The following is a 15,160-nucleotide window of genomic DNA, read 5'->3' as shown; positions in this document are numbered from 1 at the left end:
ACGCTTACTGTTTCTTCACGTCGCGATACGACACGAGGTCGAAGATCGGCCCGACTTCCAGACCTGTCACGCCCGGCCGCGCCGCGACTTGCGAGACCTTCTGGAACATGATCACGAACGGTGAGTTCACGAGAAACTCTTTCTGCATCGCTTCATAGCGTTGGGCGCGTTTCGCCGTCGACGATTCCTCCAGCGCCGCCTGAGTCTCCTTCGTCAACTGCGGAATGTCCCACGCATTGCGCCACGCGAGCATCTTGAAGGCCGATTTGTCGGAGTTGTCCGGATTCCATGCGAAGCCCTGTGCATTGCTATGCGGGTCGATGTAATCGGCCGACCACTCGCCGATATAGATGTCATGCTGACGCGCGCGATACTTGCCGAGGGTCTGCTTGTTATCGCTTGAAATCAGCTCGACCTTGATACCACCTTGCGCCAGATTAGCTTGTACCGCCTGCGCAATCTCGCCATAGGGCGAGTCGTTGCGCACATCCATCTTCACCGTGAAGCCGTTTGGCACGCCCGCTTTTGCCAGCAGAGCCTTCGCCTTCGCTACGTCCTGATGGTACGGATTGATGTTCAGCGCCCCGAGGAAACCTTCGGGCAGGAAGGTCTCATGTACCTTGTAGGTGGTCCGCACGATGTTCTGCTGAATGCCGTTGTAGTCGATCAGCCATTTCATGGCTTCCTGAACATCGGGCTTGGCAAGGTTCGGGTTCTTGTTGTTCAGGCCAAGGTACATCAGCGTCGCTTGCGGCACGGACGTCACGCGAATCGTGCCCTTCTTCGTCAGCGTAGCGAGGTCGTCGGAACTCAGGTCACGCGCGATATCGATATCGCCGTTCTCGATCATCAGCCGCTGGCTCGATGCTTCCGGCACATGCCGCAGCACAATGCGTTTCATCGCAAGCGGCACGCGATAACCATCGAAACGTTGCAGCACGACGCTGTCGTTCGCAGTCCACTTCACCAGCTTGTATGCACCCGATCCAGCCTCGTTCGTCTTCAGCCACTCATTGCCGAAATCGTTCCCCTTCGCGTGCGATTCAAGCAACTTTCTGTCGAGCACGGAAGCCGGCCACGAGCCCAGCACGTTCAACACGAACGTGGGCGCGTACTTCTGGTCGGTGGTGATCGATACGGTGCTGTCGTCGATTTTCTTCACGTTCTGCAGCGCGTTCTCCTTCGTCAGCCCGATGCCTGCCAGCACCGCAGCCGCGCCTTTGTCGAGTAACGCAGTGCGCTGGATCGACCACGCGACGTCGTCGGCAGTGAGCGGATTACCCGAGTGGAACTTGAGACCGGGGCGAATCTTGAAGGTGAACGTGAGACCGTCCGGGCTCACCGCCCACGATTGCGCAACGTCGCCGTTGAAATGGGCCGGATCTTTCAGATCGACGCGGATCAGGCGGTCATAGGTATTGGCGACATATTCCTGCGGCACCAGTTCGTAGATCTCGCCCGGGTCGAGCGTGGTGAATTCGTCGAGTAAAGTGGCCATGACCAGCATGTCCTTCGGCGTGGCCGCGTAAGCGATGCGCGTGCCGGCCAGCATCAGAGTGGATGCTGCTGCGATGGCTGCCAACGCGTTGCACAATACCCGTTTCATACTCGCTCCGTGAGGGATGTTGATGAGATGTTCTGCGCGTTCCGTGCGGTTACATCAGGCGCAAGGGGCCGCTGTCGGCGTTGTCGATTACCTGGAGTTCGCGCGAGCCGGGCAGTTCGTAATGCCACCACTCGCTGGGAATATGGGTGAAGCCGGCGCCATGCATCACACCAAGCAACAACGTGCGGTTGCGCTGCACATGCTCCGGCAAACCCGGATGGAAGTGTTCGGAAGCGATCGACATCTCGTCGAAACCGGTGCCCATATCGAGGTCCTGGCCTTGAGCGTCGACCAGCGTCAGGTCGATCGCCGTGCCGCGGCTATGGTTCGAGCCGCGCTTCAGGTCTGCTATGTAGGTCGGGTCGGGAAGGAAGTCCCAGAGCACCTGCTGGGCTTGCGGCGGACGGTAAGCGTCAAATATTTTCAGCGTCAAGCCGATGTTGCCTGCGAGCTCGACGGCTTTTCTCAGGGCGGCTTCGGCCGGGGCCAGGAGCAAGCAATGTGCCGTCTTGTAGATCGGCTTGCCTGTCAGGTTGCGATCGGTTGCGTAGACCAGGTCGATCGCGACGCGGTGCGTTTCAGGAGAGATTATCAGCAGACAGTGATCGGGCATCGGCGGCGTTGGGTTCAAGGCTCACGATTTCGTGCGGTGCCGTTATTGTTTATCAAAATGACTGGTTTGGGGGCGAATGTGGCGGACATGCCGCACTCGGCGCATAAATGCCACATTCGCGCATGGCCTTTAAGCCGATTGAACTCGGGGCACAACGACGGGTCGGGCCTATGTACTTGAAGCTACCGCCGACGGTCGTGCCTGTCCCCGGATCACCCGATCCCCGATTAGAACCCGCCAAAAATCCGGGGGTTGGGTTCGAAAGAAGGCGTGGACGGGAATGGCGGCACGCTGGGTGACGCTCAACTGTGGGGATGGATGCACTGAGGGTTGCGACTTACTGGCACCCCGCGCGCGATGGGCCATGTTTCTACGTGGCTAATGCTGATCATCGTGCCGATGCGGGGTGCATCAACGGAAGGTGAAAGTGCAATCGAAAGCGGTTCAACCACACTCGCAGAACCGCTTTCGATGCTTGTACGGGTTACTGTACCGACTACTGCGCCATCGCGCCCGAAGCGGGATGACCCATGCCCATTGCGTCGTTCTTTTTCATCTTGTCGTCCTTCTTCATTGCGTCCTTCGACATCGAATCTTTCGACATGGCATCCTTGGACATGGTGTCCTTCGCCATCGAATCGTGGGCCATTGCGTCGCTTGCCTGGGCGAATGCCATGGAGCCGCTCAGGGCCAACGTTGCTGCGAGTGCTGCAGTGATGAACAGTTTCATATCAACCTCTTGCTTGAGTAAAAGTATCCGGTCATGCCGGGGTGAATCGAAGTACCTGACGCCGCGATGTCTCGCAATACGTCTCGATCTCTCGTGACGTCAGGAACCTCCGAACCAGTTGTAGCCCTGATCGACCCAATAGCCGCCAGGGAATTTGTTCGTGACGAAAATTTCCATGATGTGCTTCGGATTTTTATAGCCCAATTTAGTAGGCATCCTAAGTTTCATCGGGTAACCATATTTTGGCGGCAATTGCTGGCCGTCGAAGGTGAACGTCAGCAGTGTCTGCGAATGCAAGGCAGTCGGCATGTCGATGCTTTCGTAGTAATCGTCCGCGCATTTGAAACCAACATATTTCGCCGATGTGTCCGCTCCCACCTGCTTCAGGAACTCCGAGAACGGCGTGCCGCCCCAGCGTCCGATCGCACTCCACCCTTCCACGCAGATATGCCGCGTGATCTGCTCGGCTTTCGGCAACGCATAAAGCTCGGGCAAGGTCCACGTTTTCGTGTTCTGCACCAACCCGCTTACTTTCAGGCGAAAGTCGGAACCATCGACAACAGGAACGTCGTCAATGCCGTAGAACGCGTTGAACGGAAACGGCCGCGTAATCTGTGCTTCCGTGTAAGTCGGCGCGAGACGGTTCGGATCGAAGAGCCAGCCTTGCACGGTATCGTTCAGGCGAGAGACGCGGCTGAGGAAGGTCTCAACGGATTTGTCGTCTGAAATACTGCAACCGGCCAGCATCGCGAGGCCGCCGAGCGTCACAATGCGTTTGCCGAAGAGGCGGCGGGACGGCATGTCGAGTTCACGGCGAACGTCGATGATCAGCGACTCGCGGTCTACGCTCACGCGGTTTGGCTTCACGGGTTTCATGATCGAGATTCCTAGAGTCCTTAAGTTATCTTTTAGTCGGGCGGGTATGCATGGCTGACTTAGTGGCTACATTAGCGGCTCGCTTAGCGACCACGGATCATCGTAAGCAGCGAGCGCGGCACCAGCGAAACCATGACCAGGTGCACGACAATGAACGCCGCCAGCAGCGACATGGCCGAGAAGTGCACAACGCGTGCAAAGTCATAACCGCCCATCAGTTCCCGTAGCAGCGGAAACTGAACCGACTTCCAGATTGCAAGACCGGACAAGATAAGCACTGCAATATCGAGCATCACGAACAGGTACGCGAACTTCTGCACTGCGTTGTACTTGCTCGGGTCGGCGTGCGATAAATGTCCCTTAAGCGCCTCGCCCAGATCATGCAAAATTGCACGCGGCGAGAGCGGGAAAAACTTGCCCTTGATGCGGCCGGTAACAACGTTCATCGCGAGATAAAAGAGACCGTTGAAGAACAGCAGCCACATGGCCGCGAAATGCCATTGCAGCGCGCCGCCAAGCCAACCGCCCAGCGTGATGCCCGGCGGAATCACAAACCCCTTGAATACGGGCGACGCGTCGTAGATCCGCCATCCCGACAGCATCATCAGGATCGCCGCGAGTGCGTTCAGCCAGTGCGTGATCCGTACCCATGCAGGCTGGATGGGCCGCAAAGGAGCGCTTACGCGGCTCGCTTCATGTGTTGCGTTCATCTGGGCCTCCATGACCTGCTTCTGTGGGCGGCGAACAAAACCGCCGCCAAAAACATGTTGTGTGATCAGCTGTGCTCGACCGCTCTCTCATTGCCTGCATAAGGCTTTCAGAAGCAGATCGTTAGTTGCTAGTTAATTCGTTTGTATTGCCTGGCGGGTTACATCGCCGAACGAAATTTTTTAAGCACGAACGCGGTCACGCAACGCGCGTATGTGAGTTAGTTCGTCGGGGAGGACAGATCGGTTACAGCGAGTTATTTTTTTACCGCGAACAATCAGGCACGACGGATGAATGACCCTTGGGAAAGGTCAGCGAGGTGATGAAGATCTATGCCAGGGCGGCCACCCTGTTATCCGGCAAAAGTCCGGCCATCGAGCGACGCGAGTACCGGTCGCAAAAGTCCTTCCAGCAACGCGGGTTCCGGCCGCGTACGGGCCAGCACCCGAATGCCGAGCAAGACCGCCAGCAAGAGGCGCGCGAAGTCTTCAGCAGGCTGCGCGGATGAGATCTCGCCGGTTTGCTGACCCGCGGCCACGCATCGGCCGAAATAGGTTTCGAGCTTGACCAGCACGCCCGCTACGACCCGCTGGAACTCTGGATCATGCGGGGCCATTTCCAGCGCCGAATTCACCAGCATGCAGCCCTTGCGATCCTTGTCACTGAGTGAGCGGTGGACGATCTCATCGAAGAACGCCTTGATCGATTGAAGCGGCGACAGCGTCCCGTCGAAACGCCGGACACGGTCGTCCACGCTTCGGGACACGTAGTGAGCCAGCGCCTTTCCATAGAGCGAGTGTTTGTCGCCAAACGCGTTATAGAGGCTCGCGCCCGTGATGCCCATGCTGTCCGCCAGTTCACGAACCGAGGTGGCTTCGTAGCCACGGTTCCAGAAACACAGGACCGCGGCGTCGAGCACTGCGGCTTCGTCGAACTCTCTTGGCCGTGGCATGCAGTGCGTTACTCCCTTGAACGAGGCGATATTGCCATTCCGTTTTCGTTACGATATTCTAAATCGATCGATCTAAAATACGAATGGCAACGCGCGTCAGGCAATAAAAACAACGTTGCAGCGCGAGTCTTACAGATGCATTTCAAGGCTACGCGTCGCGTGTCCGAATGGCCCTGTCCTGCCCGTGACGGTCGCGACTTTCTGCACATGACGCCTGTCGGGCACCTGCCGTCCGCTCAGGCCAGACGCAAGCGGCCCACCTCAACACCCAAGGACGACATGATCCGTTTCTACTTTCACCCGACACCGAACCCCGCCAAGGTCGCGCTCTTTCTCGAAGAGGCGGGACTCGAGTACGAAGTGTTTCCCGTCGACACCAGCAAGGGCGAACAGCATCTGCCGGCATTCAGGAGCATCAATCCGAACGGCAAGGTGCCCGCCATCATCGATACAGACGGCCCCGGCGGAACCGAAGCAAGGGTGTTCGATTCCAGCGCGATCCTGCTATACCTCGCCGACAAGACCCAGCGTTTCGCGGGTAAGCCCTCGGACCGGCCCGAATTACTCTCATGGATGTTCTTTATCAGCTCCGGACTCGGTCCCTTCTCCGGGCAAGCGGTGCATTTCCAGCACGCCGCGCCCGAGAAGATTCCGTATGCGATCAACCGGTACCGGCGGGAAATCGAGCGGCACTATCGCGTGCTTGACGAGCACTTGTCGGGACGCGAGACCATCGTGGGAAACGAGTATTCGATCGCCGATATGTCCGCGTGGGGATGGCTCGACCGCGCGTCGCGAGTGTTGGCCACCGACGCGCCGCTTGCCGCATTTCCGAACCTGAGCCGTTTCTTCGACGCCATTAGTATGCGCCCCGCCGTCGCCCGAGCGCGGGCGGTGGGCCACGACCTTACGTTCAAGCGCGAGGTGGATGAAGAGACGCGGCGCGCGTTGTTCCCCTCGAATTATCCCGAGACCACGCGCTAAGCGAGGGCCGCTTGGGATCGACGGCTTTCGCTCTCGGCACACGATCGACAGAAGCAAGCCGGTCCGGCACAATCCGCTCGCTTTGTCGTCCGCCGTTAGTACCGCGCATGGGATTGCGCCGCGTTTTGCATGCCGGACCTGTAGCCCGTAACCGTCGTGAACATCGCCTTGCGGTGCGGCAAAAACCCATCCCGACATTAAAAACGCGGTAATCTCCGGCGTCAGAACCTTGGGCGACGAGCCTCGTGCACTGCAGGACCCACCGAAATACCTGCAGTACTATGGCCGCCACGAACCGTGTCCATCCCTGGTGCCGGGAGCGTCGACATCCGTCGGCAAGCCCGTTGCAATTTATTTGAAGTGCGCTGTAACCCGATTCCGCGATGAAGCGAATAATACAAAGTGGTTCTGTGCCTGGTGTCGAAGAAAGGTTGAGGGCCCTGTTCATTCGCGGCCTGAATGGCGACGCTGTCGCCTATCGAACGTTCCTTGACGACTTGACGGGACACCTGCGCGGCTTCCTGAGGAAGCGCATCTATTACCTGCAGGATGACATCGAGGATGTCGTACAGGAAATCCTGCTGGCCGTGCACAACAGCCGCCACACCTATCGCCCGGACGAGCCGTTGACTGCCTGGGTGCATGGAATCGCACGTTATAAGCTGATGGATTTTTTCCGCGCTAGATCACGGCGTGAAGCATTGAACGATCCGCTGGACGACGCGCTGGAGATCTTCGCGACCTCGGACGAAGAACCCGCCGATGCCAAACGTGACGTCGGCAAGCTGCTTGAACAATTGCCGGATCGTCACCGGCTGCCGATCGTTCACGTGAAGCTACAAGGGCTCTCCGTGACCGAAACCGCGGCGCTCACGGGGATGTCGGAGTCGGCGGTCAAAGTAGGCATTCACCGCGGACTGAAAGCGCTGGCAGCAAAGATTCGAGGCACCGCATGAAAACCGAGGACCTGATTTCGCTTCTATCGACCGGCGTGACGCCAGTCGATCCACGCGTGTCCGCGCGCCGCTTCGGACGTGCAATCTTACTGGGCGGCCTCGGCGCGCTCGTGCTGATGGCGGTGATTTTCGGCGTACGGCCGGACATCGCCATGGTCGCGCGCACGCCGATCTTCTGGGCCAAGCTTGCGTTTCCGACATCGCTCGCCGCCACGGCATTGTTCCTGGCGGTGAGGCTGTCGCGGCCCGGGACGACCATCGGCAAGTTCTGGGCACTGCCCGCGGTGCCCGTGCTCGTTGTATGGGGCGCGGCATTGGCGGTGTTGTATCTCGCCTCGCCCGGCGCACGGTTGCCGCTTGTCATGGGCTACACGTGGCGTACCTGTCCGTTCAATATCCTGCTGTTGTCGGTGCCGGCGTTTGTCGCTGTGTTCTGGGCAATCCGCGGACTCGCGCCAACCCGGCTGAGGCTCGCCGGCGGGGCGGGCGGCATGCTCGCGGGAACGCTTGCGACGATGGCCTATTGCTTGCACTGCCCCGAGATGAGCGTCGCGTTCTGGGCCGTGTGGTACCTGCTTGGGATGACGCTTGCCACGCTGATCGGAGCGTTGTGTGGGCCGCGTTTCTTGCGTTGGTAAGCAGGGCTGACCATAAAAATTAGCGCGCGAACGTAACCGGGCCGGTCATCGACACGAATAGAAATCGTGATCCTGTCAGCACCCACATTTATCGCCGTGTTCTGGGCCATGAAAGGGCTCGCGCCGACCCGGCCGGTCATCGCGGGCGCGGCGGCCAGTCTGCTAAGCGGCGCACAAGCGGTGCTCGTCTATACGCTCTATTGCGTGGAGATGACCATACCGCTCTGGGCCGTGTGGTATGTGCTGGGCAGGTTGGTGCCGACGGTACTCGGCGGTTTTCCCGGACCCGGAGTGCTGCGGCGGTGAAGCGTGAAACGGCGACATGGCGACATGGCGATGAAGCTTTCAACGGCTGCGCGTCCCGGCATCCAGCCGACCAACCCGCACCGGCGGCACAAACCATGCAAGACAAAGTCCCGCTATAGCCGCTGCAGCCGCCAGCCCGAGCCCCACGTGTATCGATTCGATCAACGCACCGCGCGCTGAGCGCATCATCGCGTCGCCGGCTTGACCCGCCATGATCAGGCGACCGATCAGCGCCGCCTGTTCCGCACGATCGACCAGCAACTCCGGACTCGCGAATGACTTGAACCATTGCGTCGCCTGATACGTGTCCAGCGATCGATGCACGCCACTCGTATAGAGGCGGCCGAGCAACGCGCCCGTCATGGCGGTGCCAAGCATGCCGCCAAACATCCGCAGCGATTGAAGCAGCGCCGTCGCGGCACCAAGATGGTCGCGATCAACAAGTTGCTGCGAAAAGAGCGTGAGGTTCGATACGACCAGACCGAGTCCGATCCCGCTGAAGCCCATGCAGGCCATCCACACAAGATGAGGCACGGTCCCCGTGATCGCGACAAGACAAAGCGCGGCGCACGCAAACAGCGCGAAGCCGATAACCATCACACCGTTTGCATGCCTGATGCGCGTGACAATCCGGTTATTCACCACGCTGCCCACGGTCGTACCCAGCAGCAGCGGCGTAATCAACATGCCCGAGTCATGCGGCGACATCGCAAAACCGCCTTGAAATAGCAAGGGCACATAGAAGACCAGCGAGAAGAGCGAGAAACCACCGAGTACGGACATCGCGAACAACGCGGCGAGCTTTCGGTCCAGCAGCATATCGACGGGAACGATCGGGTAAGTCATGCGTTTTTCCCAGAACACCAGCACCGCTGCGCCGGATAAGGTGAGAAAACCCAGCACACAGGTCACGGGCGTGATGCCGTCATTCGGAACCCATTCGATCAGCAGTTGCAGCACGCCAAATGTTGACGCCAGTACCAGCGCCCCGACCCAATCCAGTTTCACCGGGGAGGCTGAACGCGGCCGCCGAAGATGCGGCAGGAAAGCGCGCACGAACAACAACGAGACGATGCCCACCGGCAGATTGACGAAAAACACGAGCCGCCATCCGCCGTACTGCGTCAGCACGCCGCCTAGCGTCGGGCCAACGATATTCGCCAATGCAAACGCCGAACTGACAAACACCAGCCAGCGCAGGCGAAGCTTGGGGTCGGGAAAGAGATCGGCGACAGTGGCGAACATCGTGCCCACCAGGATGCCGCCGCCGATCCCTTGCAAGCCTCTCGCGATCACGAGGAAGAGCATATTGGCAGCCATGCCGCACATGATCGACGCGATGGTGAAGAGAATGATCGCGGCCATTAAAAACGGCTTGCGGCCAAACAAGTCGCCCAAGCGTCCGAAGATCGGGATGGTGATGACCGATGTCAGCATGTAGGACGTCGCCACCCACGCATACAGGTCGAACCCCTTGAGATCAGCCACGATACGCGGCAGCGCTGTCCCCACAATGGTCTGATCGAGGGCGACCAGCATCGCTACAAACGATACGCCAAGCATCGCCAGCACCGACTCGCGGAATGGCAGCAACTGCCCGGCTTCAATAGGTACGGCGATGTCCGGGGTCATGGCGTTCTCCTGATGCTGTCGGGAACTGCGGCTGGGGGCAGCTTTGGTGCTGGCGGGTAGCGCTGTGCCAGCGTGCCTGACGGGGCGCGGGGGCGCAAGTTAAGTCATGACGTGTGGGACGGTTGGCGCAGGGTTGATGCCGATAGTTCGCTTGAGCCTCCGATGCGGTTACACACGTCGGCCGAGACTTGAGTGCATCTTCCGTGCGCTGACCCGACGCGCTTGGGGTTTGGCTTATCCCCGGGAATTCTTCTCACCGCAGTGTTATATGCGTTTCATACGAGTATGCGGCTGCCCCAAGGCAATTTCACGCTGGCTGTAACCGGTTTTTACGGATCGCCGAAATAACTATCAGCCTACGTGACTTCTTGATCAGGCGGCTCGGCCGCCTTGAACCGCGGACAGATACAGATGCTCATCAACCTTCACGATGACGCACCGTGGCCACAGTCATGCCAAGCCGCCTCCCGGTCGACGGCATCCTTCCCTTTACCCTCGGAGTCCGTCATGCGTGCTTCATCGATCCTATCCCTTGCCGCGCTGCTCGTTTCCTTCTCCGCTGCCACTGCGAGCGCCGCCTCCGCTAACGCATGCAGCGCATCGAGCCCCGAGCATCGCGCCGCACTCGTCGAACTCTATACAAGCGAGGGTTGCAACAGTTGCCCACCCGCCGATAACTGGTTGAGCGAGCTCGATCATGCCCGCAAGACCAGCACCATCGTGCCGCTGGAGCTTCATGTGGATTACTGGGATAGCGGGGCGTGGAAGGATCGGTTTGCGCAAGCCGCGTTCACCACGCGACAGCAACAACTGACCTACACGGGTGGCGCGCATGTGGTGTACACGCCGGAGATTTTCGTAGGCGGCCGCGAGTTGCGTAGCTGGTCGAACGACGCGAGCTTCGAGTCCCGCATTCAGCAGTTGAATAGCGAAACCCCACTCGCCGACATCCACATTGACGGTCATCCTTCCGCGCCCGGCCATGTCGCGTTCGACGCTGCATTCACTGCTCGCAAGAACCTTCCCGACGACGCAGTCGCGTACGCCGCCGTATATGAAAACCAGCTCGTCAGCTCGGTGAAGGGCGGCGAAAACACCGGCGTCACGCTGCATCACGACCGCGTGGTTCAGCACTGGATCGGGCCGGTCCGGATAGTCGACGGACGCGCGTCAATCACCGGCGACTACGCCTCGACCGATGGCCATGACGGCGTGGTGGCGTTCGTCGAGCGCGGAGCGACGGGGGAAGTGCTGCAAGTGGCAGAACTGTCCTCATGCGGCAGCTAACGCCCTAACGCTAATAGCGACCCATGCTGCGGCTTATTCCGCGTTCTGATCGCCGTGATCCCACGCAGGAAAAGGGTCCGTGAATCGCTGCCATGCTTGTGGACCCTGCGACATTTCCACGTCGTTGAGCAGGCACGCATCCAGGCGCGCGCGTAAGGCCATCTCGTCCATATCGATGCCGATCAGCACCAACTCTTGCCGCGCATCTCCGACCTGAGGGTCCCAGTCGTCATCAATCGACTTAAGCGATTCGGCATCTTCCGGCCAATAGGCTTTCGGTACGGCGGCCCACCACATTCCCATCCCGCCGTGCCGGCATATGCCGCCCGCCTGCGACCAGGACCCTACGTAAGTCGGTCGGCTGGCAAGCCAGAAGAACCCTTTGGAGCGCACCACGCCCGGCCAGTTACTTGCGATCAATTGCCAGAAACGCTCGGGATGAAACGGCCGGCGCGCGCGATAAACGAAATGCGTGATGCCGTATTCCTCGGTCTCGGGCGTGTGCTCGCCACGCAGTTCCTTGAGCCAGCCGGGCGCTTTGGACGCTTCATCGAAGTCGAACAGACGGGTATTCAGCACCTTGTCCAGCTCCAGCTTGCCGAACTCCGCGATCTCGATCCTTGCCCGCGGATTCAGCCCTTTCAGGATCGTCATCAGGCGCCTGCGGTCCACGTCTCCCACCAGGTCCACCTTGTTCAGAACGATCACATCGCAGAACTCGACCTGCTCGACCAGCAGGTCAACGACCGTGCGCGTATCTTCCTCGCCCATCGATTCACCCCGCGTTTGCAGGCTGTCCGCTGAGCTGTAGTCCTTGAGGAAATTGAAAGCGTCCACCACCGTCACCATGGTGTCCAGACGCGCGACATCGGACAGGCTTTGGCCTTGCTCGTCGGCGAACGTAAAGGTTTCGGCCACCGGCAGCGGCTCGGAAACCCCGGTCGATTCAATCACGAGATAGTCAAAGCGCCCTTCCTTTGCAAGCCGGTTCACCTCAAGCAAGAGATCTTCGCGCAGCGTGCAGCAAATGCAGCCGTTGCTCATTTCGACCAGCTTTTCGTCCGTGCGCGCCAATTCCGCGCCGCCGTCGCGAACCAGCGCGGCGTCGATATTGACCTCGCTCATGTCGTTGACGATCACCGCCACGCGCCTGCCCTCTCGATTGTTCAGGATGTGGTTGAGCAACGTCGTCTTTCCTGCGCCCAGGAAGCCCGACAAAACAGTGACCGGTAGCTTGTTCATTTTTTCCGTCCAAAAAGTTCTCGCACAATTGGTTACGAATGTTATAACATTGCATTCGTAACTTGTAGAACTTTTTATCCGTCTGGCGTTCCGCGGCCCCACCTTGGCCGCGCGGCTTGATATGCCTGCATCGCGGTGCCTGCCCGGGATCGATTAGGACTACGTCCTTTACAAATTTAAGTCAATCGTCGAGGACCGTACGACATCGCCGGGCGGCGCACACCCAACACAACCCATCCAGAAAAATAATCGATGAAAAATCGTACGCTCATCGCCCATGCGGCCTTATTGCTGTTCGCTCAGATCGCCGCCGGACAGGCTTATGCCGCAGGTTCGGACGGCGCCGTGTCAGGCTCCGTCACCGATAGTGCCGGCAAACCCGTCGCCAATGCCAGCGTAGCCCTGCAGGACGCCAATGGCGCGTCCGTCGGCGCCACGAGCACAGACGCGGCGGGACACTTCTCTGTCCATCATGTCGCGCCAGGAACTTATGCGGTCGTTGTTGCTGCGCCGGGCTACGCAAGCGGCAGCAGCATCGCGACGGCGAGCGAGGGCGTGGATGCATCCGTAGCCGTGGCACTGAGCAAAAGCGACGCGATCGATGTGCAGGTCAATGCGAAGCGGCTCGATCGCGCACGCAACGGCCTGTTGCCTGAAACGGGCAGCACCGTGTATCGCTTCAGCCAGGCGGATATCGATACCCTCCCCGCCGGACAGGACACGCCGCTCAATCAGGTGCTGCTGCAAGCGCCCGGCGTGGCGAGCGACTCGTACGGCCAGTTGCACGTACGCGGCGACCACGCGAACCTCCAATACCGTATCAACGGCATCATCATTCCAGAGCCGATCAGCGGCTTCGGCCAGTCGCTGGATACGCGCATTATCGATCAGCTCAATCTGTTGACCGGCGCATTGCCCGCTCAATACGGCGATCGCACGGCGGGTATTGTCGATATTCATACGAAGAACGGCGACCAGGGCAACGGCGGTTCCATCGATGTCTTCGGCGGCAGTCACCAGACCATCAAGACCAGCGCCGACGTCTTCGGCAGCCAGGGACCCTTCAGCTACTATTTCAGCGGCTCACTGGGCGAGAACAATCTCGGCATCGAGAATCCGACTTCAAGCGCCAGCCCGATTCACGATCACACGCGCCAGGGCGATGCGTTCGGCCTCATGTCCTACATCATTAATCCGCTCACGCGCGTGAGCCTGATGTTTGGCACGACCAGCAATCAGTTCCAGATTCCCAATACGCCGGGCTTGCCAACCGCCTTCACCTTGAACGGCAACACCACGTTCGATTCGAGCCAGCTCAACGAGACACAGTCCGAGCTCAACGAGTTCGCGGTGGTCGCCCTGCAAGGTACCAACGGCGGCGCGCTGGACTATCAGGTCGCGCTCTTTACGCGCTATTCGCGCACGCAATTCAATCCTGACCCGGTGGGCGACCTGCTGTTCAACGGCGTGGCGGCGAATGATTTCCACAGTGACAGCGCCAACGGCGTGCAAGCGGATACGACCTACCGGCTCAACGAGAAACACACGCTTCGCGCGGGCATTTCGTTCCAGCAGGAACATGCGATCTTCAACAATAACCTGAGCGTCTTCCCCGCCGATGCCGACGGCAACCAGCTCTCCGATCAGCCGTTCAATGTGCCTGATTCGAGCAGCAAGACGGGGTATCTGTATAGCGCGTACGTTCAGGACGAGTGGAAACTGACCGATAAACTCACGGTCAACTACGGCCTGCGCTACGACAAGATGGACGAGTACGTAAGCGCAAGCCAGCTAAGTCCGCGTGTGGGTCTCGTTTATGCATTGACACCTTCAACCACGGTGCATGCCGGCTATTCCCGTTACTTCACGCCGCCCGCGTTCGAGCTTGTATCGGGCGAAGATATCGCGCGCTTCGCTGGTACGACTGCCCAGACATCGACCCAGAACGATCCGGTGCAGCCGGAACGCAGCGACTATTTCGATCTTGGCGTCACGCAGCGGCTGAGTTCGACTCTCACGGTAGGCGTGGACGCGTACTACAAGAAATCGACGAACCTGCTCGATGAAGGGCAATTCGGCACTGCGCTGATCTTCACGCCGTTCAACTATAAATACGGCCGCGTGTACGGGGTCGAATTCACCAGCAACTATAAACAGGAAAATGTCTCGGCCTACGTGAACGTCGCGTTCAGCCGCGCACAGGGCAAGGATATCGACTCGGCACAGTTTAATTTCGACGCCAGCGAACTTGCTTTCATCAGCAATCACTACGTGTTCCTCGATCACGACCAGCGCGTGACCGCCTCGTTCGGCGGCGCTTACCAGTTGGGCAAGACCACCTTCACCTTCGACGGCATCGTGGGTAGCGGTTTGCGCAGCGGCTTCGCCAACACGGACCGGCTTCCTGTGTACACGCAGGTAAACCTCGGCGTGATTCATCACTTCAACTTCAACGAACCGCTGATCGGCAAGTTCGACGCGCGCCTGCTGCTTATCAACGCGTTCAACCGCGTCTACGAGTTGCGCGACGGATCGGGCATTGGCGTGGGCGCACCGCAGTATGGCCCGCACATTGCCGTGTATGCGGGTATCACGAAGAATTTCTGATAGATCGGATAACTTAACAAAAG

The 15,160-nt window shown here is 59.4% G+C and carries 14 protein-coding genes; 6 read left to right on the top strand and 8 right to left on the bottom strand.

Annotation, left to right across the window (positions count from 1 at the left end; translation table 11 throughout):
- Positions 1-4: 4 nt before the first annotated feature.
- The 6 genes from ACSQ8V_RS07240 to ACSQ8V_RS07215 all read right to left on the bottom strand — a co-directional run bounded on the left by ACSQ8V_RS07240 (position 5) and on the right by ACSQ8V_RS07215 (position 5,485).
- A complete protein-coding gene (locus tag ACSQ8V_RS07240; protein WP_436205316.1) occupies positions 5-1,606 on the bottom strand; it encodes an ABC transporter substrate-binding protein in 1,602 nt (533 codons plus the stop codon).
- A 49-nt stretch (positions 1,607-1,655) separates the two neighbouring features.
- Positions 1,656-2,219: a D-alanyl-D-alanine dipeptidase gene (gene ddpX / locus ACSQ8V_RS07235; protein ID WP_436206608.1), complete on the bottom strand. Its 564-nt coding sequence runs from the start codon at positions 2,217-2,219 to the stop codon at positions 1,656-1,658.
- A gap of 496 nt (positions 2,220-2,715) precedes the next feature.
- On the bottom strand, positions 2,716-2,949 hold the full coding sequence (locus ACSQ8V_RS07230; protein ID WP_213764090.1) for a pentapeptide MXKDX repeat protein: 234 nt from the start codon (positions 2,947-2,949) through the stop codon (positions 2,716-2,718).
- Positions 2,950-3,048: 99 nt separating this feature from the next.
- Positions 3,049-3,825 carry a molybdopterin-dependent oxidoreductase gene (locus ACSQ8V_RS07225; RefSeq protein WP_436205315.1) on the bottom strand — a complete coding sequence of 259 codons (777 nt, stop codon included), beginning with the start codon at positions 3,823-3,825 and terminating at the stop codon, positions 3,049-3,051.
- Between the two features lie 83 nt (positions 3,826-3,908).
- On the bottom strand, positions 3,909-4,535 hold the full coding sequence (locus ACSQ8V_RS07220; RefSeq protein ID WP_436205314.1) for a cytochrome b/b6 domain-containing protein: 627 nt from the start codon (positions 4,533-4,535) through the stop codon (positions 3,909-3,911).
- Between the two features lie 350 nt (positions 4,536-4,885).
- Positions 4,886-5,485: a TetR/AcrR family transcriptional regulator gene (locus tag ACSQ8V_RS07215; protein WP_436205313.1), complete on the bottom strand. Its 600-nt coding sequence runs from the start codon at positions 5,483-5,485 to the stop codon at positions 4,886-4,888.
- Positions 5,486-5,764: 279 nt separating this feature from the next.
- Here ACSQ8V_RS07215 and ACSQ8V_RS07210 point away from each other — a divergent pair, with 279 nt between their 5' ends.
- The 4 genes from ACSQ8V_RS07210 to ACSQ8V_RS07195 all read left to right on the top strand — a co-directional run bounded on the left by ACSQ8V_RS07210 (position 5,765) and on the right by ACSQ8V_RS07195 (position 8,369).
- The gene (locus tag ACSQ8V_RS07210) at positions 5,765-6,469 is read left to right on the top strand and encodes a glutathione S-transferase family protein (protein ID WP_436206607.1); all 705 of its coding nucleotides are present in this window, start codon (positions 5,765-5,767) and stop codon (positions 6,467-6,469) included.
- Positions 6,470-6,852: 383 nt separating this feature from the next.
- The gene (locus tag ACSQ8V_RS07205) at positions 6,853-7,425 is read left to right on the top strand and encodes a sigma-70 family RNA polymerase sigma factor (RefSeq protein WP_031364072.1); all 573 of its coding nucleotides are present in this window, start codon (positions 6,853-6,855) and stop codon (positions 7,423-7,425) included.
- Positions 7,422-8,063: a DUF1109 domain-containing protein gene (locus ACSQ8V_RS07200; RefSeq protein WP_436205312.1), complete on the top strand. Its 642-nt coding sequence runs from the start codon at positions 7,422-7,424 to the stop codon at positions 8,061-8,063. Before ACSQ8V_RS07205 ends, ACSQ8V_RS07200 begins: the two co-directional genes overlap by 4 nt.
- A 66-nt stretch (positions 8,064-8,129) precedes the next feature.
- Entirely contained in the window at positions 8,130-8,369 is a 240-nt protein-coding gene (locus tag ACSQ8V_RS07195) for an NrsF family protein (RefSeq protein WP_436205311.1), read from the top strand.
- A gap of 39 nt (positions 8,370-8,408) precedes the next feature.
- Here ACSQ8V_RS07195 and ACSQ8V_RS07190 read toward each other — a convergent pair whose 3' ends face one another.
- Entirely contained in the window at positions 8,409-10,001 is a 1,593-nt protein-coding gene (locus tag ACSQ8V_RS07190; protein ID WP_436205310.1) for an MFS transporter, read from the bottom strand.
- Positions 10,002-10,508: 507 nt separating this feature from the next.
- On the opposite strand from ACSQ8V_RS07190, the gene ACSQ8V_RS07185 reads away from it, so the two are divergent.
- Positions 10,509-11,288: a DUF1223 domain-containing protein gene (locus tag ACSQ8V_RS07185; RefSeq protein WP_436205309.1), complete on the top strand. Its 780-nt coding sequence runs from the start codon at positions 10,509-10,511 to the stop codon at positions 11,286-11,288.
- Positions 11,289-11,321: 33 nt separating this feature from the next.
- Here the strand turns inward: ACSQ8V_RS07185 and zigA are convergent, their stop codons facing one another.
- Positions 11,322-12,530: a zinc metallochaperone GTPase ZigA gene (gene zigA, locus ACSQ8V_RS07180; protein ID WP_436205308.1), complete on the bottom strand. Its 1,209-nt coding sequence runs from the start codon at positions 12,528-12,530 to the stop codon at positions 11,322-11,324.
- A 252-nt stretch (positions 12,531-12,782) separates the two neighbouring features.
- Between zigA and ACSQ8V_RS07175 the strand changes: the two genes are divergently transcribed.
- Positions 12,783-15,137 (top strand): TonB-dependent receptor, encoded by a 2,355-nt coding sequence (locus ACSQ8V_RS07175; RefSeq protein WP_436205307.1) that lies wholly within the window; start codon positions 12,783-12,785, stop codon positions 15,135-15,137.
- The last annotated feature ends 23 nt before the right edge of the window (positions 15,138-15,160 follow it).

The sequence above is a fragment of the Caballeronia sp. LjRoot31 genome, assembly GCF_964253885.1.
GTDB lineage: Bacteria > Pseudomonadota > Gammaproteobacteria > Burkholderiales > Burkholderiaceae > Caballeronia.
The sequence above is the reverse complement of the archived record's forward strand: the minus strand, read 5'-3'. Positions and strand labels throughout refer to the sequence as shown.

What these genes read in the sequence shown, in the direction of transcription:
- ACSQ8V_RS07240 (WP_436205316.1), bottom strand. Translation starts at nt 1,606, where the DNA reads ATGAAACGGGTATTGTGCAACGCGTTGGCAGCCATCGCAGCAGCATCC.
- ddpX (WP_436206608.1), bottom strand. Translation starts at nt 2,219, where the DNA reads ATGCCCGATCACTGTCTGCTGATAATCTCTCCTGAAACGCACCGCGTC.
- ACSQ8V_RS07230 (WP_213764090.1), bottom strand. Translation starts at nt 2,949, where the DNA reads ATGAAACTGTTCATCACTGCAGCACTCGCAGCAACGTTGGCCCTGAGC.
- ACSQ8V_RS07225 (WP_436205315.1), bottom strand. Translation starts at nt 3,825, where the DNA reads ATGAAACCCGTGAAGCCAAACCGCGTGAGCGTAGACCGCGAGTCGCTG.
- ACSQ8V_RS07220 (WP_436205314.1), bottom strand. Translation starts at nt 4,535, where the DNA reads ATGAACGCAACACATGAAGCGAGCCGCGTAAGCGCTCCTTTGCGGCCC.
- ACSQ8V_RS07215 (WP_436205313.1), bottom strand. Translation starts at nt 5,485, where the DNA reads ATGCCACGGCCAAGAGAGTTCGACGAAGCCGCAGTGCTCGACGCCGCG.
- ACSQ8V_RS07210 (WP_436206607.1), top strand. Translation starts at nt 5,765, where the DNA reads ATGATCCGTTTCTACTTTCACCCGACACCGAACCCCGCCAAGGTCGCG.
- ACSQ8V_RS07205 (WP_031364072.1), top strand. Translation starts at nt 6,853, where the DNA reads ATGAAGCGAATAATACAAAGTGGTTCTGTGCCTGGTGTCGAAGAAAGG.
- ACSQ8V_RS07200 (WP_436205312.1), top strand. Translation starts at nt 7,422, where the DNA reads ATGAAAACCGAGGACCTGATTTCGCTTCTATCGACCGGCGTGACGCCA.
- ACSQ8V_RS07190 (WP_436205310.1), bottom strand. Translation starts at nt 10,001, where the DNA reads ATGACCCCGGACATCGCCGTACCTATTGAAGCCGGGCAGTTGCTGCCA.
- ACSQ8V_RS07185 (WP_436205309.1), top strand. Translation starts at nt 10,509, where the DNA reads ATGCGTGCTTCATCGATCCTATCCCTTGCCGCGCTGCTCGTTTCCTTC.
- zigA (WP_436205308.1), bottom strand. Translation starts at nt 12,530, where the DNA reads ATGAACAAGCTACCGGTCACTGTTTTGTCGGGCTTCCTGGGCGCAGGA.
- ACSQ8V_RS07175 (WP_436205307.1), top strand. Translation starts at nt 12,783, where the DNA reads ATGAAAAATCGTACGCTCATCGCCCATGCGGCCTTATTGCTGTTCGCT.